This window comes from Nonomuraea sp. CA-141351 (genome assembly GCF_050944675.1).
Taxonomy (GTDB): Bacteria; Actinomycetota; Actinomycetes; order Streptosporangiales; family Streptosporangiaceae; genus Nonomuraea.
The window spans coordinates 4,361,579-4,382,658 of record NZ_CP191982.1 but is presented as its reverse complement, the minus strand read 5'-3'; the positions used below and the strand labels follow the sequence as shown (position 1 = coordinate 4,382,658).

The 21,080-nt window shown below is 71.0% G+C and carries 22 protein-coding genes; 7 read left to right on the top strand and 15 right to left on the bottom strand.

Annotated features, from left to right (window positions below):
• Positions 1-81: 81 nt before the first annotated feature.
• Both ACQPWU_RS20805 and ACQPWU_RS20800 read left to right on the top strand, forming a co-directional pair.
• Positions 82-1,557 carry a serine/threonine-protein kinase gene (locus ACQPWU_RS20805; RefSeq protein ID WP_433442432.1) on the top strand — a complete coding sequence of 492 codons (1,476 nt, stop codon included), beginning with the start codon at positions 82-84 and terminating at the stop codon, positions 1,555-1,557.
• A gap of 60 nt (positions 1,558-1,617) precedes the next feature.
• Complete coding sequence (locus ACQPWU_RS20800) at positions 1,618-2,727, top strand: DUF5925 domain-containing protein (RefSeq protein ID WP_433442430.1); 1,110 nt, start codon at positions 1,618-1,620, stop codon at positions 2,725-2,727.
• A gap of 67 nt (positions 2,728-2,794) precedes the next feature.
• Here the strand turns inward: ACQPWU_RS20800 and ACQPWU_RS20795 are convergent, their stop codons facing one another.
• Complete coding sequence (locus tag ACQPWU_RS20795; RefSeq protein ID WP_433442428.1) at positions 2,795-3,151, bottom strand: hypothetical protein; 357 nt, start codon at positions 3,149-3,151, stop codon at positions 2,795-2,797.
• Positions 3,152-3,219: 68 nt separating this feature from the next.
• On the opposite strand from ACQPWU_RS20795, the gene ACQPWU_RS20790 reads away from it, so the two are divergent.
• From ACQPWU_RS20790 to ACQPWU_RS20780, 3 genes are read left to right on the top strand one after another with little or no spacing between them, the layout of a single operon-like run.
• Entirely contained in the window at positions 3,220-4,260 is a 1,041-nt protein-coding gene (locus ACQPWU_RS20790) for a C39 family peptidase (RefSeq protein WP_433442426.1), read from the top strand.
• A 4-nt stretch (positions 4,261-4,264) separates the two neighbouring features.
• The gene (locus ACQPWU_RS20785) at positions 4,265-6,319 is read left to right on the top strand and encodes a prolyl oligopeptidase family serine peptidase (protein WP_433442424.1); all 2,055 of its coding nucleotides are present in this window, start codon (positions 4,265-4,267) and stop codon (positions 6,317-6,319) included.
• Complete coding sequence (locus tag ACQPWU_RS20780) at positions 6,316-7,578, top strand: M20/M25/M40 family metallo-hydrolase (RefSeq protein WP_433442422.1); 1,263 nt, start codon at positions 6,316-6,318, stop codon at positions 7,576-7,578. The genes ACQPWU_RS20785 and ACQPWU_RS20780 overlap by 4 nt, the downstream gene beginning before the upstream one ends.
• Positions 7,579-7,590: 12 nt before the next feature.
• Here ACQPWU_RS20780 and ACQPWU_RS20775 read toward each other — a convergent pair whose 3' ends face one another.
• Positions 7,591-7,677 carry a hypothetical protein gene (locus tag ACQPWU_RS20775; RefSeq protein ID WP_433445257.1) on the bottom strand — a complete coding sequence of 29 codons (87 nt, stop codon included), beginning with the start codon at positions 7,675-7,677 and terminating at the stop codon, positions 7,591-7,593.
• A 171-nt stretch (positions 7,678-7,848) separates the two neighbouring features.
• Between ACQPWU_RS20775 and ACQPWU_RS20770 the strand changes: the two genes are divergently transcribed.
• Positions 7,849-8,448 carry a TIGR03086 family metal-binding protein gene (locus tag ACQPWU_RS20770; protein WP_433442420.1) on the top strand — a complete coding sequence of 200 codons (600 nt, stop codon included), beginning with the start codon at positions 7,849-7,851 and terminating at the stop codon, positions 8,446-8,448.
• 10 nt (positions 8,449-8,458) lie between these two features.
• Here ACQPWU_RS20770 and ACQPWU_RS20765 read toward each other — a convergent pair whose 3' ends face one another.
• The 3 genes from ACQPWU_RS20765 to ACQPWU_RS20755 all read right to left on the bottom strand — a co-directional run bounded on the left by ACQPWU_RS20765 (position 8,459) and on the right by ACQPWU_RS20755 (position 10,379).
• Positions 8,459-9,202 (bottom strand): DUF427 domain-containing protein, encoded by a 744-nt coding sequence (locus ACQPWU_RS20765; RefSeq protein ID WP_433442418.1) that lies wholly within the window; start codon positions 9,200-9,202, stop codon positions 8,459-8,461.
• Positions 9,203-9,239: 37 nt separating this feature from the next.
• A complete protein-coding gene (locus tag ACQPWU_RS20760) occupies positions 9,240-9,827 on the bottom strand; it encodes a hypothetical protein (RefSeq protein ID WP_433442416.1) in 588 nt (195 codons plus the stop codon).
• Positions 9,828-9,911: 84 nt separating this feature from the next.
• Positions 9,912-10,379, bottom strand: a complete 468-nt coding sequence (locus ACQPWU_RS20755; RefSeq protein WP_433442414.1) for an adenylyltransferase/cytidyltransferase family protein — start codon at positions 10,377-10,379, stop codon at positions 9,912-9,914.
• A 174-nt stretch (positions 10,380-10,553) separates the two neighbouring features.
• On the opposite strand from ACQPWU_RS20755, the gene ACQPWU_RS20750 reads away from it, so the two are divergent.
• Positions 10,554-11,003: an ATP-binding protein gene (locus ACQPWU_RS20750; protein WP_433442412.1), complete on the top strand. Its 450-nt coding sequence runs from the start codon at positions 10,554-10,556 to the stop codon at positions 11,001-11,003.
• On the opposite strand, the gene ACQPWU_RS20745 is transcribed toward ACQPWU_RS20750, so the two are convergent.
• The 10 genes from ACQPWU_RS20745 to ACQPWU_RS20700 all read right to left on the bottom strand — a co-directional run bounded on the left by ACQPWU_RS20745 (position 10,993) and on the right by ACQPWU_RS20700 (position 20,958).
• Positions 10,993-11,907 (bottom strand): alcohol dehydrogenase catalytic domain-containing protein, encoded by a 915-nt coding sequence (locus tag ACQPWU_RS20745; RefSeq protein ID WP_433442410.1) that lies wholly within the window; start codon positions 11,905-11,907, stop codon positions 10,993-10,995. The two genes, ACQPWU_RS20750 and ACQPWU_RS20745, sit on opposite strands and share 11 nt — an antisense overlap.
• A 9-nt stretch (positions 11,908-11,916) precedes the next feature.
• Positions 11,917-12,813, bottom strand: coding sequence for an N-acetylglucosamine kinase (locus ACQPWU_RS20740; protein WP_433442408.1), 897 nt, complete (start codon positions 12,811-12,813; stop codon positions 11,917-11,919).
• Complete coding sequence (locus ACQPWU_RS20735) at positions 12,810-13,838, bottom strand: SIS domain-containing protein (RefSeq protein ID WP_433442406.1); 1,029 nt, start codon at positions 13,836-13,838, stop codon at positions 12,810-12,812. The genes ACQPWU_RS20740 and ACQPWU_RS20735 overlap by 4 nt, the downstream gene beginning before the upstream one ends.
• A gap of 210 nt (positions 13,839-14,048) precedes the next feature.
• The gene (locus ACQPWU_RS20730) at positions 14,049-14,825 is read right to left on the bottom strand and encodes a GntR family transcriptional regulator (protein ID WP_433442404.1); all 777 of its coding nucleotides are present in this window, start codon (positions 14,823-14,825) and stop codon (positions 14,049-14,051) included.
• A 73-nt stretch (positions 14,826-14,898) separates the two neighbouring features.
• The gene (locus ACQPWU_RS20725) at positions 14,899-15,888 is read right to left on the bottom strand and encodes an NAD-dependent epimerase/dehydratase family protein (RefSeq protein ID WP_433442402.1); all 990 of its coding nucleotides are present in this window, start codon (positions 15,886-15,888) and stop codon (positions 14,899-14,901) included.
• Entirely contained in the window at positions 15,885-16,670 is a 786-nt protein-coding gene (locus tag ACQPWU_RS20720) for a sugar phosphate isomerase/epimerase family protein (RefSeq protein WP_433442400.1), read from the bottom strand. Before ACQPWU_RS20720 ends, ACQPWU_RS20725 begins: the two co-directional genes overlap by 4 nt.
• Entirely contained in the window at positions 16,667-17,401 is a 735-nt protein-coding gene (locus ACQPWU_RS20715; RefSeq protein ID WP_433442398.1) for a ThuA domain-containing protein, read from the bottom strand. Before ACQPWU_RS20715 ends, ACQPWU_RS20720 begins: the two co-directional genes overlap by 4 nt.
• 34 nt (positions 17,402-17,435) lie before the next feature.
• Positions 17,436-19,076, bottom strand: a complete 1,641-nt coding sequence (locus tag ACQPWU_RS20710; RefSeq protein WP_433442396.1) for a hypothetical protein — start codon at positions 19,074-19,076, stop codon at positions 17,436-17,438.
• Between the two features lie 23 nt (positions 19,077-19,099).
• Positions 19,100-19,987 carry a carbohydrate ABC transporter permease gene (locus tag ACQPWU_RS20705; RefSeq protein ID WP_433442394.1) on the bottom strand — a complete coding sequence of 296 codons (888 nt, stop codon included), beginning with the start codon at positions 19,985-19,987 and terminating at the stop codon, positions 19,100-19,102.
• Positions 19,984-20,958 carry an ABC transporter permease gene (locus ACQPWU_RS20700; protein WP_433442392.1) on the bottom strand — a complete coding sequence of 325 codons (975 nt, stop codon included), beginning with the start codon at positions 20,956-20,958 and terminating at the stop codon, positions 19,984-19,986. The genes ACQPWU_RS20705 and ACQPWU_RS20700 overlap by 4 nt, the downstream gene beginning before the upstream one ends.
• Positions 20,959-21,080 lie beyond the last annotated feature (122 nt).

The window sequence follows — 21,080 nt, the reverse complement described above, 5'->3', positions numbered from 1 at the left end:
CGCGTAAGGAGTGATTTAGCCCAGCGATCCAAGGTACCGGTCGATCTTGGTGTGCGCATGGAGACCGGTAACGTATCGGCCATGGCGAGCCCCCTGGCACCTGACGATCCGGCGTCCCTGGGCGGCTACCGTCTCTCCGGCCGGCTCGGGGAGGGCGGGCAGGGCGTGGTCTACCTCGCCCACTCCTCGCATGGCGAACCGGTCGCGATCAAGCTGCTGAGCGCGGGTGACAAGGAGACGCGGGCCAGGCTGGCCCGCGAGCTGGAGGCGCTGGAGGGCATCGCCTCCTTCTGCACGGCGCGGGTGCTCGACGTCTCGACCGGCGGGCCGCGGCCGTTCGTGGTGAGCGAGTACGTGGACGGCCCCTCACTGGCCGAGCGGGTGCGCGAACGCGGCCCTCTGCACGGAGGCGACCTCGAGCGGCTGGCGGTCGGCACGGCCACGGCGCTGGCCGCCATCCACGCGGCCGGGATCGTGCACCGGGACTTCAAGCCGGCCAACGTGCTGCTCGGCCCCGACGGGCCCAGGGTGGTGGACTTCGGGATCGCCCGGGCGGAGGGGGCGGCCACGCTGACGTCCGGCCTGATCGGCACCCCCGCCTACCTGGCGCCCGAGCAGATCAGCGGGTCACCGGCCGCGCCCGCCTCCGACGTGTTCGCCTGGGCCGCGTCGATGCTGTACGCGGCCACGGGCACGAGCCCGTTCGGGGCGGACACCGTGCCCGCCGTGCTGCACCGGGTGCTGCACGCGGAGCCGGACCTGTCGCCGCTGCCGCCACGCCTGCGCGGGCTGATCGCCTCCTGCCTGGCCAAGGACCCCTCCCGCCGCCCCACGGCCCAGCAGCTCATGGTGTCCCTGGTCAACCCCCACACTCCCGGGATCCAGGGCGGCACCACCCCACAGGCCCCAGGAGCCCGGCACGGCGACACTCCACAGGCCGCCTGGGCTCGGGGCGGCCGCCCTCCGGCGGCGCCACGTCACGACCAGCCGGGGCGGCGTCACCAGGAGATGGACACACGGGAGCCTCGGCGCGCCCGGTCGCGAGGCCTGCTCATCGGTGCCTTGGCGGCGGTGACGGCCCTGGCCGCGGCGGCCGTCGCCACGACCCTGCACCTCAACCGCACCCCGACCCCGCCCTCGCAGGAGGACGACCACTCGGCCTCGGCCACCGTGTCCTCCTCGCCGGCCACCGGCACCCCGGCCGTCAAGGCGGATCTCAAGATCCCCGCGTCATTCGCGGGGACGTGGACGGGCCATACCACCAGCACGAATCCCATGGACGCCGACGGCGCGGACAACACCGTGGCGCTGAAGCCCGGGGCGTCCTCCGCGTCGTGGAGCGAGAAGAACCCGCCCGACACCTGCCGTGGGACAATCACGCTGACCAAGGTGGAGGAGGCGCAGCTGACGTTCTCGCTGGGGGCGAACGAGGGCGGCTGCATCGCGGGTACCATCTGGCTCGCCAAGAAGGGCGACACACTGACTTATACGTGGCGGGACGACCCGGGCCTCAACGTCGTCACCCAAACCGGCACGCTCCAAAAGAGCCAGCCTTAAGCTGATTTTTCGACTAAAACCCTTCGACATGTGACGGCTAAAGATTGGATCATTACCGTTATGTCCGTGATTAGGGAGGTGCCGTTCCCCAGCCCGGAGTCTTCTGAACTCCCCATGAACATCTGGATCGACGACGCCGACTCAGCCATCGACGTCATCGACGCCCTGGCGCTGTCACCGTTCGCGACGGGCGCGCAGCCATGGTCCCGCCTGGCCAACCTGGAGCGCGTACGCCCCGACGCCCCGCTCAGCCCCGCCGGCGGGCGCGTCCTGCGTACCGCGCGGGTCGAGGACGGGTCGGAGTCGCGGCTCATCTGCGGCGACGGCTGGACCCTGCGCGTCGTGCGCCACCGCAACCGCACGGCCACCGTCAGCGTGACGGCGGTGAACGAGGATCTGGCCAAGAGCGTGCTGGCGGAGAGCATCGAGGGCGCCGAAGAGGCCATGCCGGAGGTCGACCACGTCGAGATGGGCTTCTGGTGGCGCGGCATGCACGGCGGCACCCGCTCGGAGAAGCCGATCACGGCGCAGGCCTGGGACGAGATCAACAAGAACTACTCGGCGAAGGTCCGCCCGGCCCTCGACAGGCTCATGTCGATCACCCCTGCCGACGTGAACGGCCGCCTCATCCTCCTGCACGGCGAGCCGGGCACCGGCAAGACCACGCTGCTGCGCACGCTCGCCAAGCAGTGGCACGACTGGTGCCAGGTGGACTGCGTGCTCGACCCAGAGCGCCTGTTCAACGAGCCCGGTTACCTGATGGAGGTGGCCGTCGGCTACGACTCGGACGAGGACACGCAGCGCTGGCGGCTGCTCGTCCTGGAGGACTGCGACGAGCTGATCAGCTCGGGCGCCAAGGCCCAGGCGGGCCAGGGCCTGTCGCGCCTGCTCAACCTGACCGACGGCCTGCTCGGCCAGGGCCGCGACGTCCTGGTGGCGATCACCACGAACGAGGACCTCGCCCGCCTCCACCCCGCCGTCGTCCGCCCCGGACGGTGCCTGGCGCAGGTGGAGGTGGGGCCGCTGACCAAGGAGGAGGCCGTCGCGTGGCTCGGCTCGCCGAAGGGGGTGAGCCCGTCGGGGGCGACGCTGGCGCAGCTGTACGCCCTGCGCGCGGGCCGCGAGATCACCTCCCAGCCGGGCGACGACTCCACCGGCCTGTACTTGTGACCCGTCGGCGGCCGCCCGCTACATCACCGGGCGGCCGCCCTCTCATGCGGTCACGGGGGCAGCGTGGTCACGCCGGCGGCGATCCTGGCCGCCGGCACGTGCTTGCGCGGCCCGCGCGCCCCCCGGTGGTCGTACCACTGGGGCTCGCGCACTCCCCCTCGGCGATCCGCACCCGCCGCACCCCGCCGTCCGTGGTCACCCCGGCCGTCTCGCCGAGCAGCCGCACGGCCCCCGAGTCCGCCGGCGCGCGAGCGGCGGTCAGGCAGGGGTTCAGCTGGGCCACCTGCTCCCTGTCGTAGGGCGGCTCCCGGTGGAAGTGCGCCTCCTCGTGCGGGTCGTAGCCGACCCGGCCGGCCGTGCCGAGCTGCGTGAGCGCGTCCGGTGGAGAGGCCCGAGCGGTCGGCGAGCAGCCCCAGCTCAGCACCGACGCAATCGGGCCGGTACGTAAACCATCCGATGTGCGACACGGAGTGCGAAACCACAATATGGCTGGTGCTCACCGTCGATCTGACCCACGTCGCCTTCGCCCGCTTCGCCGTACCCGCCGGCGATTCGTGGACCGGCGAGGAGCGTCAGATCGGGTTCCCCGCCACGCAGCTCGTGGCCTCGTGGACCGCGCGCACCCCACCGGGCTCCTGGATCGAGGTGGCGCTGCGGGCCAGGACCGCGCGGGGCGATCTCACCAAGTGGTACGTCATGGGCCGCTGGTCGGAGCACGGCGATCCGCGCACGTCCGTCCCCGGCCAGGGCGACGAGGACGGGGACGTGGCGGTGGACACGTTCGTGGCCCGGCGGCCGGTGGTGTCGTACCAGGCGCGGGTGGCCTTTCACGGCACGGGCGCCCGCGTGACGGGACTGGGAGTGATGGCCTCGGCCGTGCCGCAGCGGCCGGTCGTGCCCAGCGCCCCCGGCGCGGCGGTTCCGGTGGAGCTGGCGGTGCCCCGGCACTCGCAGTACGCGCACGCCGGGCACCACCCGCGGTGGGACGGTGGCGGCGCCAACTGGTGCAGCCCGACCTCGATGGCCATGGTGCTCGGTTTCTGGGGCCGCGGCCCCGGCCCCGCCGAGCTGGCCTGGGTAGGGGACGGCGACCCGGCGCCTGTGGTGGACCACGCGGCCATGGGCACGTACGACGAGAGCTACCAGGGCACCGGCAACTGGCCGTTCAACGTGGCGTACGCGGGGCGGTACGGGCTGGCCGGGTTCGTGACGCGGCTGCGGTCGGCGGCGGAGCTGGAGGCGTTCGTACGTTCCGGGATCCCGGTGATCACCTCACAGTCGTTCAAAGCACACGAACTGCCCGGCTCCTGCTACTCCACCAACGGCCACATCCTGGTCGTGACCGGCTTCACGGCCGGGGGCGACGTCATCGTGAACGACCCGGCCGCGCCGGACGACACCTCGGTTCGAAGGGTCTATCCGCGGGCAGCGTTCGAGAACGTGTGGTTGAGGAGCTCGGGCAGCGGGGGCATCGCGTACATCCTCCACCCGCCCGAGCATCCCCTTCCTCCATGTACCAACGGCAATTGGTGAGTTGATGAGCATTCGACCGATCGATGTGGCCCGTACCGACGGCGGCCCGCAGTGGGTGGAGGCCGTGGCCACGCCCTCCGGTGTGGAGGTCTGGTGGGACGAGCCGCGCCCGCACGAGGGCGGGCGGCGCTGCGTGGTGCGGCGCCTCCCGGACGGCTCCCGCATGGACGCGTTGCCACCGGGCTGGAACGCGCGCAACCGGGTGATCGAGTACGGCGGCCGCTCATGGCGCCCGCTGCCGGGCGGCGGCCTGGTCTTCACCAACTGGGCGGACCAGCGCCTCTACCGCCTCGACGGCCCCACCCCGGCCGCACACCCGGCTGGTCCCGGCACACCCGCTCCGGCCGCGCGGGCTGATGTCCTCTCGGAGACGAGTGGCACAGCGCAGGCGCCCAGCCCCGCCCATGGGACAGAGGGCGCCACACCGGCGGACGTGGCCGAGCCGTCGGAGAGCGCGGCGCCGGGAGCCGGGGCGGCGGGCGATGCTCGGGCCGGCGTGCCGGTGCCGCTCACCCCGGAGGGCCCGGCACGCTACGCGGACCTCTACCTCCCACCCGGCCGGAACGAGGTGTGGGCCGTGCGCGAGACCGACGACGTGCGCGACCTGGTGGCGGTGCCCCTCGACGGCGGCCCCGCCAGGGTGATCGTCAAAGCCCAGCACTTTCTCATGAATCCCCGTATCTCCCCCGACGGCCGCCATGTCGCCTGGATCGGCTGGGACCACCCGAACATGCCGTGGGACGGCACCGAGCTCTGCGTGGCCCCCCTTAGGGAGGACGGCACGGCGGGCGCGTACCGGGTGGTCGCCGGAGGCCCCGAGGAGTCGGTCGCGCAGGCCGAGTGGCGCGACGGCACGAGCCTGTACGCGGTGACCGACCCCACCGGCTGGTGGAACGTCCACCTCGTCCACCTCGACGGCTCCCCCTCCCGGAACCTCACGCCGATCGAGCAGGAGTTCGGCTCGGCGGCGTGGAAGCCCGGCATGACGTACCTGGCCATCGCGGACACGGGCGAGCTGGCCGTCGTGTACGGCACCCCCGACCACCGCCGCCTGGGCGTGCTGGACCCGGAGACCGGCGGGCTGCGGGAGATCGGCGGCCCGGCCACCTACTGGTCGTCCACCGTGTCGGTCGCGGGCGGCAAGGTGGCGGCCGTGGGGGCGACCCCGTACACGCCGCTGGAAGTGACCCTCATCGACCTCGAGGCCGGCGGCGCGCGCGAGATCGTGTCGCCCCCCAAGCCGCTCCCGGACCGCGACCTGCTCCCCACCCCGGAGGCCGTGACGATCGAGGGCGTGCACGCGCACCTCTACCCTCCGGCCGGCGCCGAGGGCCCCGGCCCGTACGTGATCTTCGTGCACGGCGGCCCGACCGGCAACCTCCCGATCGTGCTCGACCTGGAGATCGCGTACTTCACCAGCAGGGGCATCGGCGTGGCCGTGGTCAACTACGGCGGGTCGACGGGGTACGGCCGGGCCTACCGTGAGCGGCTGCGCCACCAGTGGGGCGTGGTGGACGTACAGGACTGCGCCAGGGTGGCCCGGGGCCTGGTCGAGCTGGGCCGGGCCGACGCCGCGAAGATCGCGATCCGCGGCGGCAGCGCCGGCGGCTGGACCACGGTGGCGGCGCTCGTGCACAGTGACGTGTTCGCGGGCGGGGTCGCGCACTACGCCATCACCGACCCGGAGAGCTGGGCGGCCGAGACGCACGACTTCGAGTCCCGGTACCTGGACGGGCTGGTGGGCCCGCTGCCCGAGACGCGGGACCGCTACACCGAGCGCTCGCCGCTCCTGAACGCCTACCGCGCCTCAGGCCCGTGCCTCATGCTGCACGGCTTGGAGGACGCGATCGTGGACGTGGGCCAGGCCGAGCGGTTCACCGCCGAGCTGGACAAACACGGCAAAGAGTGGGCCTTGCTCACCTACCCCGGCGAGCAGCACGGCTGGCGCAGGGAGGAGACTATCGTCGCGGTGCTGGAGGCCGAGCTGGCCTTCTACGGGCTGATCTTCGACATGGAGACGCCCGAGGTGCCGCCTCTGACACTGAAGGGAAGAGCGTGAAGAGCGTTGCCGAGATCTGCTCGGATCTCATCAGGTTCGACACCACCAATCCGGGCTCGGGCGAGCGCCCGGCCGCCGAGTACGTGGCCACGCTGCTGGCGGACGCGGGCATCGAACCGGTGGTGTTCGAGTCGGCGCCGCGGCGGACCACCGTCGTGGCCAGGATCGACGGCGACTCCCCCGACGCGCTGCTGGTGCACGGCCATCTGGACGTGGTGCCCGCCGACCCGGCCGAGTGGCGGATGCACCCGTTCTCGGGCGAGATCACGGACGGCTGCGTGTACGGGCGGGGCGCGGTCGACATGAAGGGCTCGTGCGCGATGACGCTCGCGACCGTGCTCGGCCTGGCCGCCCGCGGCGTACGCCCGAAGCGCGACCTGGTGGTGGCGTTCCTGGCGGACGAGGAGGCGACGGGCGACTACGGCTCACGGCACGCGGTGACCGAGCACCGGGAGCTGTTCGACGGCGTCACGGAGGCGATCAGCGAGTCGGGTGGCTTCAGCGTGGCCTCCGGCGAGCACCGGGTCTATCCGATCGCGGTCGGCGAGCGCGGCACCGCCTGGATGAAGCTCACCGCGCACGGCGTGGCCGGCCACGGCTCGCGGCCTCCCGTGGACAACCCGGTCGCCACGCTGGTGCACGCGCTGTCGCGGGTGGCCTCCCACCAGTGGCCGGTACGCCTGACGCCGTCGGTCGCGGCGCTCGTCCAGAGCCTGTCCGAGATCATCGGCCGGCCGATCGACCTCGACCGCCTCGACGAGGAGGCCGCCCGGCTCGGCCCGCTGGGCAGCCTGTTCAAGAGCCAGATCCGCAACTCGGCGAACCCGACGATGCTGGACGCGGGATACAAGGTGAACGTCGTCCCCTCGACGGCGCAGGCGCACGTGGACGGGCGCTACATGCCGGGGATGCAGGCGGAGTTCCTGGAGACGATCGACGCGCTGCTCGGGCCGAAGATCACCCGCGAGTTCGTCAACCTGGAGGACGCGCCCGACGCGCCGTACCCCTCGGCGTTCTTCGACACGCTGGCAGGCGCGCTCGTGGCCGAGGACCCGCTCGCCCGGCCGGTGCCGTACGTGATGGCCGGCGGCACGGACGCGAAGTCCTTCGCCAGGATCGGCATCAAGGGGTACGGCTTCGCGCCCCTGATGCTGCGGCCGGATCTGGACTACTTCGGGATGTTCCACGGCAAGGACGAGCGGGTGCCGGTGGAGGGCCTGGAGTTCGGCACCCGCGTCCTCACCCGCCTTCTCGCCTGACCGCCCACCGCCTCATTTCGGCGGGCCGAACCACGTGGTGAGCGCGTCGCCGATGCCGTCGCGCTCACCCGCCCAGGCGACGTAGCCGTCGGGCCGCACGAGCAGCGCGCACGCGGCAGGGCGTGGACCTGGAGGCGGACTTCGCACAGGCCCTGGACATGCTGATCAACGGCCTCGCGGCCGAGGCGGAGCTCTTCGGCGCCCGCCCCAACTAGTGGAACAAAGCATTCCGTTCTGCTATACTGAGGGCACAACGAAAGGGGCTCACCGATGAGCGACATCACCAGCGGCTGGGACGTACTGGACTCCGCACACGAGGCGCTGCGCCGGGTGGCCGGCGCCGTTCCCGCCGCCGCCTGGCACCTCCCGACGCCCTGCTCGGCCTGGGACGTCACGCAGGTGCTCCAGCACGCGGCAGGCGACCAGATCGGCTTCGCCGCCGCGCTCACCGGTGAGCCCGGCCCCGCCTTCAACCCGTTCGACCCGTCGGGCGAGCTGGAGGGGGACCCGGCGGCGTTCACGGAGGACGCGCTGGCCCGCTCGGCCAGGGCGTGGGCCGGCGTCGACCGGGACGCCGCGCAGGTGCCGACGCCGGTGCCGCCGCACAAGATGTCCCCGTGGTCGGGCTCGACGGCGTGCGCGCTCGACGCCGCCGTGCACGCCTGGGACATCGCGGTCGCCACGGGCCAGGCCTCGCCGCTGACGCCGGACCTGGCCCGGCCCCTGCTGAAGGTGGCCCAGGAGATCGTCGAGCCGCTTCGCGCCTGGGGCGCGTACGCCGCCGTGCTGGAGCCCGAGCCGGGAGACGACGACGTGGCGGCGCTCCTGCGCTACCTCGGCCGCGACCCCGGCTGGACCCCCTCCTCGTGAGGGGGCGGGCTCAGGAGAACTTGGTCTTCGGACGCTCCTCGAGCTCGCCGTCCACGTAGATCTCGAGCTTCTCGTTGTAGAACGCGATCAGCCCGGCGATCTTCTCGCTCTCCGGCAGCGGCGTCCGGTACGACCAGGCCAGGTCCTTCTTGCCGTTGACGGTCCAGTATTCCGCCGTGCCCTTGTAGGGGCAGTGGGTGGCCGTGTCGGTGTGCTCCAGCAGGTCGAGCCGTACGTCCGTCTTCGGCAGGTAGTAGCGGGCGGGCAGGCCCGTCTCGAAGAGGATGCGCGGGCTGCGGGAGTCGGCCACGGTCACGCCGTCCACCTCCACCCGCACGTGCCGCGAGCTCGCCAGGATGTCGACCCTGGTGTACGGATCGCGCGGGTGGACGTAGACCTCCTCGTCCTCCTCGAACCAGGCGTCCATGGCGTCCCACTCGAAGCGGACGTGGCCGCGGATCGCCTCCAGCGGCGAGTCGCGGTAGACCAGCGCCGCGTCGGCCGCCTCCGCCGTGCCCGAGGTGACGGTGTGGACGAGGCCGTCACCCCTGCTCGGGGAGTGCTGGCCGGCGCCGGTGGCCTTGAGCGCGGACTCGTCCACGTCTGCCAGCGGGAAGTAGTAGGTGGGGTAGTACGGGACCTCCCACACCAGGAGAGCGGAGGTGGTGTCGGCCACCACCCGGCCGCCGAGATAGGTCCTCACACGCTTGGCCGTGCGCTCTACGCGCACCCGGCCGCGGTTCGTGACATCCATGTTCGCGGCAACCCCGGGAGCAGCGCCACTATTCCGGTCAGCCCACTCCGAACGCGGCCAGCGTCCCCCAGGTCGCCAGCGTCCCGACCACCGCCCCAGCGGCCACCTGAGGCCAGGTGTGGTGCGTGAGGCGTACCCTCGCCCAGCACACCAGCGCCACGACGGCGGCCCCGGCGAGCGCGGTCGGCCAGGCGGGCAGCACGTGGGCGAGCACCACGACCGTGCCCGCGGAGACGGCGGCGTGGAAGGAGATCTTCCAGCGCAGCGTGACCGGGACGGTCACCGCCAGCGCGATCAACATCGCGGTCACGGTGGCGACGAGCAGCGTCGGCGCGCCCATCACGACCAGCAGCCCCAGCGCCACCAGCACGGCCGCCACCGCGGCGAGCAGTGGTCCGGTGCGGCGGGCGCGGTCCACGATGTGGTGCGAGTCGAGGCGGCCCGAACGCACGCCCAGCGCGATCACAGCCGCCGGCACGCCGCCGCAGAACGCCGAGGCCACCAGCCCCCACGCCGCCCCGCCCCACCCCTGGGCGATGAGGCCGACTGCCGGCGGCATGACGATCACCAGAACCTGCGGTGCCAGCAGGTTCGTCACGCGCTTCGCCACCAGATCGGCCGTCATGTCACGAGAGAGTACGCGATCATGGCCTTCCGCTCGCTCATCGACTCCGGCGCACGTTGCCGCCGTGTGGGGCGGGTCCGGCTTCTAACCCTTGCTCACGGCGTTCACGATCCGGGTCGTGGACCGGCCGGGGATGGAGGCCATCTCCCAGCACTCGGCCCCCAGGATGGCGGCCGCGGCGGCGCGGGCGCCCGCGTGCGGGTCGCCCGCCGTGTGCGCGAGCGCCCCCGGACGCATGGGAGCCAGCAGGTCGATGTAGTCCTCGGGCCCGTGTGCCTCGTGCGGCCCTGTGACGATGAACACGCCCGTCACGAAGCGGAGCGCGGCCAGCACCTCGGCCCGCTCCTCCGCGGGGTTGAGCGGACGGCTCGGCCCCTTCCACGCCCGCACCCGCGGATCGTCCTCGACGCCGACCACGAGCGGCAGCCCTCGTTCGGCCACCGACCGCAGGTAGCGCACGTGGCCCACGTGCAGGATGTCGAAGACGCCGGTCACGACCGCGGCCCCCGGCCGGTCGTACGGTTGCACCCAGACGGCCTCGAGGCTGCTCACGCGACCTCCCACGCTTTCCCCCACGGGTCTAGACGACTCGTCGATCGCAGCGTACTCGGTCGGCGTCCCCTGTCGCGCAGGCGACCATGGGCAAGGCCTTTCCTACCTTTTCGCGATAATCTCCGGTGCCCTGTCGGCGCGTCTCATAACGTCGCCGATTTGGGGGAGGTCGCCGTGGCACCGCCGGACTTTCATCGCCTCGACGGAAACGGCTCCAGGGACCTGGTGATCAGCCTGCCGGGTGTTCCGTCGCAGGTGTCCACGGCCAGGGGGCTCGTGACGGCCGCGCTCGGCCGCGACCATCCCCTCTACGACGACGTGGCGCTGCTCACCAGCGAGCTGGCCACGAACGCGATCCTGCACACCAGGTCCGGGGCGGGCGGCTCGTTCACGGTGACCGTGAACAGCTCCGAGACGGCGGTGCGGGTGCTCGTGTCGGACGCCGGGTCGGACGGGCCGCCGTGCGTGTGCCGTACGAGCGCGCAGTCGACCAGCGGGCGCGGCCTGCCGCTGATCGAGGCGCTCAGCCACCGCTGGGGCTTCACCCGCGAGGCCGGCACGACGACGGTCTGGTTCGAGGTGCTGCAGACGCGCGTCCCCGCCGGCGTGGCCGTCAGGGCGTGACGACGCATTTGACGAAGCCCGCGGGACGTTCGGTGAGATAGCCGAAGCCCCGGTCGACGTCGTCAAGGGAGACGGTGTGGGTGACCAGGGGCTCGAGGGTGAGCCGCCGGTCCGCCATTAGCCGCAGGCCTTCGTTCAGCGCCGCCATGACCCGCCGGCGGTCGCCGCTGAAGCCGTTGACGATGGTCACACTGCGATACCAGAGCTCGATGTCCAGCTCCCGCGGGCCGTCCTGGTGGTAGCCGGCCACGCACAGCGTGCCGTGCCGGGTGACCAGGTCGCCCGCCAGTTTCAGGCCGGGGGCCTTGCCGGAGAACTCAATGACCACGTCGAAACCCGCGGCGAAGTCGGCCGCCTCCTCTGGTGCGCGGACCTCGTCGGCGCCCAGAGCCAGCGCCAGGTCCCGCGCGTGCGGCAGCGGATCGACGCCGACCAGCCGGGCAGGTGCGTGGCCGGCCGCCACCTGCACCGCGATGAGCCCCATGAAGCCGAGCCCGACGACGGCGACCCGCTGCCCGGGGGTGAGCGCGCATCGCGAAAGCGCTTCGACGACGCAGGCCAGCGGCTCGCCGAGGGCCGCCAGGCTCGGTACGTTGGCCGGCACGGGAAGCAGCGCCGCGGCGGGGGTGTTCACCATGTCGGCGAAGGCCGGGGAGGCGAAGCCGGTGACCCGGTCGCCCACCGACCAGCCGTGCACCCCGGGCCCGAGCGCCACGACCTCACCGACCAGCTCGTGTCCCAGCCGCAGCGGCCGTGCCCCGTCGTGGCGTGCCCAGGCGGGCCCTTCCGAGGCGCAGACTCCGGACGCCAGGGTCCGTACCCGCACCTCGCCGCCGCCGGGCGGCAGGTCGGCGGCCTCGACGATCTCCGAGTGGCCGGCTGAGACCACCTGCGCGTATCGCACATGTCCTCCTCAAGTCCTACGGCGGGCCAGCTCGACTGCCCCGGCGACCGGTGGGGTGCGCAGCAACGTCGTGGCCACCCCAGGGAGCCGGACCGCCAGCTCCTTCTCGAATGCCGCGAAGAGCGTCGGCTGGGCGACGATCACCCCGCCCGCCGCCACCACGGCACCGGTGTCGGCGCCCCGGCGGGCCAGGCACTGCACCAGGTGGGCCAGCCCCGCGCCACCCCGGCGGATCACCTCCTGCGCCAGAACGGAGCCTTCGGCTGCGGCGGCGAAGACGGCGGGCGCGTGGCCGGCCCACGTCTCCACGCCGCCGTCCCAGCTCATCGCGGCGGCCAGTTCGGGCAGGCCGGGCACGCCGTAAGAGCGCAGCAGGGCCCGGCCGAGCGGTTCGAGCGGGGCACCGCCGTCGGCTCCTGCGAGTACCGCGCGGGCCGCATCGCGGACCAGCGCGGAGCCGGAGCCGTCGTCGCCGAGCACCCAGCCCCACCCGCCGGCCGACAGGCGGGCGGCGGTCTCGCGATGCCTGCCGACAGCCACCGAGCCGGTACCCGCGATCAGGCCGATTCCCGCGGTCAGCCCGGCCGCCGGGACAAGGAGCTCGGCGTCGTTGACCACGGTGACCGGCATGCCGAGGGCCGCCTCCAGCTCGCGTCCCAGCAGGTCACACTGCTCGGGGGTCTCGCAGCCGTGCGCTCCGGCCACGATCCGCACCACTTCGTCGCCGGGTCTCGGCACGGCGGCGACCCGCTGCGCCAGCCAGGTCGCGGCGCCGGACAGCGATCGGGTCTGCCAGCCGGTGCTCGGCACCGTACGGTCTCCGGCGACCTCGCCGGCGGCCAGGTCCAGGAGCCGCATCCGCGTCTTCGTGCCGCCGACGTCGACGCCGATCACGACCCGGCTCATCCGACGGGTTCCTCGATCTTGGTGTCGCTGTTGTGGAAGACGAAGTCCTCGATCTCGACCCCACGCGCCTGGGCCAGGGAGCCCGCCAGGCGCTGCAGCACGGCCTCGGCGAGGAGGACGCGCACCGGGAGCGAGGCCGCGGGCGGGATCGGCACTACGTGCAGGTGAGCAGAGGAGGCGAGGCCGGCCGAGGTGACGCAGAGCGTGTGGTGATCGGCCGCGGCCAGGCTTCTGGCCAGTTCCAGCTCCCGGCCGTCGCCGATGATCACGTGCAGGGTCTCGCCCGCCGACTCCATCTCGCCGTGCAGGTAGTTACGGGTGACCAGGGCGGAGGCGGGCACCCGGCACACCTCGCGCAGCAGCAGGGCGCCGGACTCGGAGACGGCGCGGAACGCCCCGGAGGAGACGACGTCGGCGGCCACCACGCCGGCGGCCTGGCGGGCCACCTCGTCCACCACCGGAGCCAGCGCGGCCTCGTGCCGCTCCAGCTCGGCCCCGATCCCGGTCCACTCCCCCTCGGCCTCGTCCGCCGGCACCCCGAGCAGCGTCCGCGCGATCATGGTGAGCGCGACCAGGGTGCCGGTATAGCCGATGGTGGAGGCGTAGCTGTCGGGCTCGTTGCCCAGGTCGACGCAGTGTTCCACAGCCTCGCTGAGGCGTGAGGGCACGACGTTCACCACCGCTGCCCGGCGACCGGCGGGCAGCAGGTCCAGCGCTTCGACGGTCTCCGCGCTGCGTCCCGATTGCGAGACGCCGAGCACCAGGTCCGCCCCGGTGAACGCGAGGCCGGAACCGGTCTCGCCGGCCAGCTCCCGCCGGGCGAGGATCCCGCCCTCGGCGAGCAGCGCGACCGGCAGGGCGAGCGCCGCGTAGCTGGCTCCGATGCCGACGAAGACGGGGCGTGACGCGGAGGCGAGCACACCGCCTTCCTCGCCGAGCTGGGCCGCGACTCTGGCCGCGACCCGCTCCAGCGCGGCCGGTTGGCCCGCTCGTCCTTCCAGGTAGGGGATTCTCGCCCCGGTCATGTCTTCCTCTCAAGGATCACACCGCTGCCATGTGTCCAGCGGTAATCACAAAAGCCACTTCAATACCACCAGATACCACAACATACCGTGAGGAGGCATGGCTGCGGTTGGTCTGGCGCGGTGTCCTTACCGCATCGACGTGAGGTCCTCGACTGCTGCCACGTGGGGGGCGTGGATCAACCGGCGAACAGCGCGAGACCTATCGATCCGTCAGGAGGTGCCCCCGGTGCCACCTCGCATGAACGAGGTGCGCAGCCGGTAGCGGTCGCCCCGGTACGTGATGGTCGAGACCAGCACGACCCGGCCCAGGGCGTCCGTCATGGACTGGTTCATGATCAGGACGGGATCGCCGGTCTTGAGCTCCAGCGGCTCGGCGAACTCCTCGTCGCAGCCCCTGGCCTCGATGGTGGACTCGGCCACGACCGGCTCGGCGCCCGCCGCGGCCAGCTCCTCCACCAGCGACGCGCGGGTGAAGTCGACGGAGGTGACCCCGGGGACCAGGCCGGCCACCACCCGGGAGGAGTCCACTGCTATCGGCACGCCGTCCAGCATGCGCACCCGTTTGAGGACGAAGAGCTCGGTGCCGGCCGCCACGCCGAACTCGTCCGCCTCGTCCAGGGACGCCTGCTCGATCTTGGCGTGCAGCACTCGGGAGGTGGGTTCCAGGCCCTTGCGGCGGGCCGTCTCGGTGAAGGATTCCAGGGAGTTGGGCCACTCGCGGTCGGAGCGGGCCGCGACGTACCATCCGCGGCCGTGCGAGGAGCGCATGACGCCGCGCTCGACCAGGTGCTGGAGGGCACGCCGGAGCGTCACCCTGCTGATGCCGAGCTGGGCGCAGAGCTCCCGCTCGGCGGGCAGCCGCCGGCCGGCGGGCAGGACGCCCTCCCGCACCCGGCGCTCGATCAGCTCAGCCGCCTGGACCCACAATGGCTCAGGATTGTCCGACGCGAAGAGGGACGTCTGAGAGGACGTGTCCACCCTATCCATGTCCTCCCCTGCCCCCGCTTCTGTCACTGGCGAACATTGTGGCATTCTCATCCCGGATCCGCGCCGGATACCATTATCCATCACAATCTCCGGCCAGACGGTCGAAGGCGGCGTCCAGCCCCGCGTCTACCTGCTGCCTTGACGAGTCCGCGTCGAACCATCGGAGAATCTCCCGGGCTCCCCGCTCGAATGGCACCAGAGCCGAGAAACCTGGAACGAGCTGCTTAATCTTGGAATTGTCATAAATCACCGAGTGCCGGAAATCCTCTTGCAGGACGGTGCCCATCCACTCGATTTCGCGGCCGATGTCCGCGCTGGACCGGTGCACGATGGCCGGTTCGACCCCGGCGGCCCGGGCGAGGCAGAAGTGAATCTCGTCCCAGGTGAGCAGTTCGTCGGAGGTGATGTGCACGCTCTCTCCCACGGCGGCCCGCCGGGCGACGATTCCGGCCAGCCCGCGGGCGAAGTCGCCGGCGTGCGTGAGGTTCCACAGCGAGGTGCCGTCCCCATGCACGATGGCCGGCCTGCCGCGCCGCCAGCGGTCGATGACCGTCCAGCCCGCCAGCGTGGGGAACACCGTCTCGTCATAGACGTGCGCCGCCCGCACGATCGTCGCCGGGAAACCCTCGTACCGGTAGGACCGCTCCAGCTCCTCCTCGCAACGCAGCTTCTGCGCGGGATAGTCGAAGGCGCCCGCACGGCGCGCCGACGACTCCCTGATCGGCAGGAGGGGCGCCGGGCGGGCGTACACCGAGCCGGTCGAGATGAACACGTACTGCCCGGTGCGGCCGCCGTACCGCGCCACGTCCGTGGTGATGTCGGCGGGGGCGTAGCCGACGAAGTTGACGACGGCGTCGAAGGTCTCCGCGCCCAGAGCCGCGTGCATGGACGCGTCGTCGTGCACGTCGGCGGTCAGCCTCCGCACGCCGTCCGGCAGCGGCCGCGAGTTGGTGCGGCCCCTGGTCAGGACCGTCACCTCGAAGCCCTCGGAGGCGAACCGGCGCGCGCAGGCGGCGCTGATCACTCCCGTGCCCCCGAGCAGGAGGACCCGTGGCCCGCTCATGGCGTACCGGCGGGACGCCGGCCGGTCGCGAGCCCGGCCCCGACGAGGAAGTCGTAGCAGGCACGCAGCAGCCCGTACATGTCCTGGCGGGAGCGGTCGGCCTCGACGATGTGCCATTCGACCGAGGGGTTGGCCCGCGCGGCCGCCGCCACGTCGACCGTCCCCTCGCCGAAGGGCACCATGTAGTCGTCCATGCCCGTGGCCGGCCCGTCCTTGAGGTGCGTGAACACCAGGCGGTCGCCGAGCCCGGCGGCCACCCGTGCCGGGTCCAGGCCGGCCGTGGCCACCCAGTACGTGTCCAGCTCCACGACCACCGCCGGGTCCAGCTCGCCGAGCAGGACGTCGTACGCCCGCCGGCCGTCGAACACGTTGACGAACTCGGCGTAGTGGTTGTGGTAGGCGATTCGCATGCCCCGTGCGGCCGCGTTGGCCGCTGCCCGGTTGATCCGCTCGGCCCCCGCGAGGACGCCGCCGAGCGTGGTGAACTCCTCCGGTTCCAGGCTCCACACCAGCGTCGCGACGCCCAGCTCCTGGCAGGTGTCCAGGATGGCCGGCGCGTCGTCTCCGGACGGGAACGGAACGTGCGTGCTGCACACGTCCAGGCCAAGCCGGTCCAGCGCGCCCCGTACGGCCGACGGCGCGTTGCCGTACAGGCTGATCGGCTCGACCGCGGCGTAGCCGATCTCCGCCACGCGTTCCAGCACGCCGAGCAGGTCCTTGGCGGCGTCCTCGTGCAGCGACCACAGCTGCGCCGCGACCGGCGGTGCGACGTGCCCGCTCATGTCGCGGCGCCGATGAACCGGGCATTGCCCAGCGGCCAGCGGGTGGACCAGGAGGCGATCATGTCATCGTCGACGCCCGCCGCCCAGAGCGTGGCCTGCCTGATGAGCTGGCGGAACCACGGATTGCCCCACGCCCGCGCGTCGTGGCCGAGGGCCGTGTAGCACACCCGGCCCGCGCCGTGCTCGCGCACGTAGGCGACCGGCTCGGTCCCTTCGTCTGCCGGCCGCTCGGCCAGCACCTGGACGTCCGGCGCGTAGTCCAGCACGTAGTACTCGTCGTCGATGGCGAAGTCATCCAGGTACCTGGTCACGGGGTGGTCCCCGCGCACCGTGACCTCGATCCGGCCCTCCGAGCCCGCGTCGCCGTGCGACACGTACCGGGAGCCCACCAGTTCATGCGCCGCCCGGTCCGCCGCCAGGCCGCCCGGCCCGAACCCGAACAGGTTGCTCGCGTGCACCGCGACCAGTCCCTTGCCGGCCGCCACGAGCGCCGACAGCGCCTCCTGCTGGGCCGGCTCGAAGGTGACCGATGAGCGGTACAGCACGTAGACGTCGGCCTCGGAGGTGGCCGGCATCGGGTCGACGAACCGGTCGAGGCCGACGGCGCGTGCCGCGGGCAGACCGCCCTCGATCACGATCTCCTGTAGCGCCAGCGCCGCGCCGAGCAGGTCGTGGTGGAGGTCGGTGCCCTCGACGATCACCAGCGCCGACGGCGAGTGTCTCAACTTCATCCGGATACCTTTCCGCAGTCCCCCGGTCCGCTCGTCAGCGTGCCTGCGCGTATTCCTTGGCCATCTGGTCGCCGCCCCCGCTCTTCCACTTCTGCACCGCGGAGGTCAGGCTGGAGGCCGGCTCCCGGCCGAGGAACACCGCGACGATCGCGTCCTGCATCTGCTTGTCCAGGGCGGCGCCCTTGGAGTTGAAGGTCTGCGAGTACAGGTGCGCGGCGGGATCGTCGAGCAGTGTCGGGACCACCTTCTGCTGCCAGTCGTAGTTCAGCTTGTCCACGCCCGGGGCGCCCTGCGGGTTGCACAGCACCTGGGGGCCGCCCGCGATGTAGGCCAGGCCGAGGTCCTGCTCGCGCTGCCCGCGGGTGGTCAGCACGGCCACGCCGTCCTTGACCGTGTAGTCCTCGCCCTTGACCCCGTAGCTCATGACGAACGACTCCCTGGCGCCGAACGGGGCCGAGATGTAGTCGAGCACCTTGAGGAACAGGTCGATCCTCTTCTTGTCGGTCGTCTTCTTGATCATCGTCATCGCGTAGGCGCCGTTGCCGGTCCAGTGCACGGCGTTCCCGCCGTCCTTGCCGAACGGCATCATGATGTCGAACACGAGCTTGTTGTCGTCGGCGACGATGCCGAACGCGCGGTTGCCGTCGTGGACCATCGCGAGCTTGCCCGACCGGAAGAGCGCGTCACGCTGCACCTTGTTGTCGATCAGCGTGGCCGTGTCCGGGTGGAAGACGCCGCTCTTGTACAGCGCGGCCAACTCGGAGACGGCCGGGATGAACGCCTCGTGCTCGTAGGCGGAGACGAAGGTGCCGTCGCTCTTGCGCGTCCACTTGTTGGGCACGCCGAACATCATCATCAGGAAGTTCGCGATGTTGCCGCCGAAGGCGTAGACGCCGGCCTTGGGGTTGGTGACCGCCTTGGCCAGGTCGCGGAACTCCTGGAGGTTCTTCGGCTGCGGGTTGGCGCCCGCCGCCTTGATGACGTCCGTCTTGGTGTAGATCTGCGTGGTGAACACGGGGTCGGACTTGGGCACGCCGTAGATCCGGCCGTTGAGGTAGCCGTTGAGCCAGCCCGCCTCCTGGATGCCGGCCAGGTTGGGGTACTTCTTGACCGCGTCGCCGGCGAGGAACTCGCTCAGGTCGGTGAACTGCGCCTCGGCCAGCTGCGGCAGGCGGGCGATGTTCTGGAACAGCGGCAGGGAGACGAACTCCGGCAGGTCGTCACCGGCGACCAGGGCGGGGAACTTCGTCGTGAAATCGGCGAAGGGCACCTGAACCGGCTTGACGTTGAGGTTGAGCTCCTTGTTCAGAAGCTGCCAGTAGACGTTCTCGCCCAGCGGCGGGGCCGGCTGCCCGAAGGTCATGATCATGACGTTGAAGTCGCTGCCGTCGCCGATCGGCCCCGTCACCGTCGCCGGCCCGTCCATGGGGAAGGACCCGTAGACGTCCATGACGCCCTTCGCGTTGCCCTCCAGCAACGGCTTGGGCTTGTTCGGCGGCACGTACGCCGGCATCGGCGCCGCCTTGCCCGCGTCGCCCGCGCCGGCCGGGCCGCCGCTCCCGCCCTCCGAACCGGAGCCGCACGCGGCGAGCACTCCGCCGACCGGCACGAGCGCCGCGGCCAGACCCGCGCTTCTCAGCAGCGACCTGCGGCTGAAGCCCTTTGAGGTATCCATGATGTGTTCCTTTACGTTTTCCATTAACCCTTGATGGCCCCGGCGAGCATTCCCTTGGACATGTGTTTCGTCAGGAAGGGATAGACACACAGGATCGGCAGCGTGGCGATGGCCACCAGCGCCATCTGCACGGACTGCGCGGGAGGTGCCACGTACCCGGGAATGGCCTGCGCATTGGTCGTGACGTTGTTGTCCAGTACGAACGTGCGCATGACAAGCTGTAGCGGCCACATCTGCGTGTCGTTCAGATACAGCAGCGGGCCGAAATAGTTGTTCCAGTAACCGACCGCGATGAAAAGGCCCACCACCGCGATGACGGCCTTTGAATTGGGCAGCACGATGGACCGGAGAATGCGCCATTCGCCGGCGCCGTCCATGCGCGCCGCGTCGAACAGCTCCTGCGGTATCGCCTGGATGAAACCACGGATGATCACGATGTTGAACGCGCTCACCGCGGTGGGGATGATCAGCGACCAGTACGTGTTGAGCATGCCCAGCTGCTTGACCATCAGGTACACCGGGATCATGCCGGGTGCGAAGAGCAGGGTGAACAGCACGAAGGACAGCAGGCCGCGCTGGAAGAGCGACCCTCTGCGACTCAGACCGTAGGCGGCCAGCACCGTGCACAGGAGGCTGACGGCGGTGCCCACCGTCGTCACTCCGACGCTGATCACGATGGACCGCGACACCTGCGTGCCGTTGAAGATCTGTTTGTAGGCCTCGAAGGAGATCTGCGTCGGCCAGATGACGTAGCCGCCGTTGGCGTCGATCTGCTGCTTGGTCGCCAGGCTCGTGGAGATGACGACGAGGAAGGGGAAGATGACCACGGCGCAGGTGATCGCGATGGCGAGCGCCTTCAGGGCGACGGCGACCGGCTTGGGTTTGCCCAGCCATACGGGACGGGTGTTCATCGCCGGTAAACGCCCTCCTCTCCGAGCCGGTGGGCGAGTTTGTTGGCGGCGAGCACGAGCAGGAGGCTGACAACGCCTTTGAGCAGGCCCGCGGCGGTCGCGGTCCCCCAGTTCCCGTCCACGACGCCGTTGAAGTACGTGAAGGTGTCCAGCACTTCGGCGGCTCCCGGGCCGACCGCGTCCCGCTGGAGCAGAATCTGCTCGAAGCCGACGGTCAGGGCGTCGCCCAGCCGGAGGATCAGCAGCAGCACGATGATCGGCCGCATCCCGGGCAGTGTGACGTGCCAGAACCGCTGCCAGGCGCCCGCGCCGTCGATGGTGGCGGCCTCGTACAGGCCGGCGTTGATGGCCGCGATGGCGGCCAGGAAGATGATCGTCCCCCAGCCCGCGTCCTTCCAGATGGCCTGCGTGGTGAGCAGCAGCTTGAAGGCGTCCGGGTTGGACATGACCTGCAACGGCGTCATCCCGTGCGTGACGAGGAACCTGCTCAGGACACCGTCTCCGCCGAGGATCTGCTGGAACAGCGCGACGATGATCACCCAGGACAGGAAGTGCGGCAGGTAGATCACCGACTGCACGAACTTCTTCACCATCGGCATCGCGATGGTGTTCAGCAGGACCGCCAGCAGGATCGGCACCGGAAAGAAGAGCACGATCTGCAGGAAGGTGATCTGCGCGGTGTTCCACAGCGCGTTCCAGAACGCGGAGTCGGAGAACAGTGAGGTGAAGTTGGCCCAGCCCACCCACTCCGACCCGGTGAAGCCCAGGAAGGGCACGTAGTCCATGAACGCGATCACGCTGCCCAGGAGCGGGACATACGTGAAGAGCAGCAAGATGATCACTGCGGGCGCGACCATGACGAGCAGTGGTGAATCCCGCCAGAGTCTGGCCAGGAACGGCACCTTCCGTGAGGTGCGGAGCTTGGTCTCGGGTGGGGGATTCACCCGAGGCAAGGTCTGATCGACCGCCATGATCACCTCTCCATGGCCTGTGGACCGCTGAGTACGCTCCCGACCAGGTGAAATACCAATGAAGTACCGGGAAGATACCACTTGCGCCAAACTAAGACAACTAGTACCTTCGCCGCCATAAG

What these genes read in the sequence shown, in the direction of transcription:
- ACQPWU_RS20805 (WP_433442432.1), top strand. Translation starts at nt 82, where the DNA reads ATGGCGAGCCCCCTGGCACCTGACGATCCGGCGTCCCTGGGCGGCTAC.
- ACQPWU_RS20770 (WP_433442420.1), top strand. Translation starts at nt 7,849, where the DNA reads ATGAGCGACATCACCAGCGGCTGGGACGTACTGGACTCCGCACACGAG.
- ACQPWU_RS20715 (WP_433442398.1), bottom strand. Translation starts at nt 17,401, where the DNA reads ATGAAGTTGAGACACTCGCCGTCGGCGCTGGTGATCGTCGAGGGCACC.
- ACQPWU_RS20765 (WP_433442418.1), bottom strand. Translation starts at nt 9,202, where the DNA reads ATGGATGTCACGAACCGCGGCCGGGTGCGCGTAGAGCGCACGGCCAAG.
- ACQPWU_RS20730 (WP_433442404.1), bottom strand. Translation starts at nt 14,825, where the DNA reads ATGGATAGGGTGGACACGTCCTCTCAGACGTCCCTCTTCGCGTCGGAC.
- ACQPWU_RS20785 (WP_433442424.1), top strand. Translation starts at nt 4,265, where the DNA reads ATGAGCATTCGACCGATCGATGTGGCCCGTACCGACGGCGGCCCGCAG.
- ACQPWU_RS20720 (WP_433442400.1), bottom strand. Translation starts at nt 16,670, where the DNA reads ATGAGCGGGCACGTCGCACCGCCGGTCGCGGCGCAGCTGTGGTCGCTG.
- ACQPWU_RS20725 (WP_433442402.1), bottom strand. Translation starts at nt 15,888, where the DNA reads ATGAGCGGGCCACGGGTCCTCCTGCTCGGGGGCACGGGAGTGATCAGC.
- ACQPWU_RS20705 (WP_433442394.1), bottom strand. Translation starts at nt 19,987, where the DNA reads ATGAACACCCGTCCCGTATGGCTGGGCAAACCCAAGCCGGTCGCCGTC.
- ACQPWU_RS20800 (WP_433442430.1), top strand. Translation starts at nt 1,618, where the DNA reads ATGTCCGTGATTAGGGAGGTGCCGTTCCCCAGCCCGGAGTCTTCTGAA.
- ACQPWU_RS20735 (WP_433442406.1), bottom strand. Translation starts at nt 13,838, where the DNA reads ATGACCGGGGCGAGAATCCCCTACCTGGAAGGACGAGCGGGCCAACCG.
- ACQPWU_RS20700 (WP_433442392.1), bottom strand. Translation starts at nt 20,958, where the DNA reads ATGGCGGTCGATCAGACCTTGCCTCGGGTGAATCCCCCACCCGAGACC.
- ACQPWU_RS20710 (WP_433442396.1), bottom strand. Translation starts at nt 19,076, where the DNA reads ATGGATACCTCAAAGGGCTTCAGCCGCAGGTCGCTGCTGAGAAGCGCG.
- ACQPWU_RS20740 (WP_433442408.1), bottom strand. Translation starts at nt 12,813, where the DNA reads ATGAGCCGGGTCGTGATCGGCGTCGACGTCGGCGGCACGAAGACGCGG.
- ACQPWU_RS20760 (WP_433442416.1), bottom strand. Translation starts at nt 9,827, where the DNA reads ATGACGGCCGATCTGGTGGCGAAGCGCGTGACGAACCTGCTGGCACCG.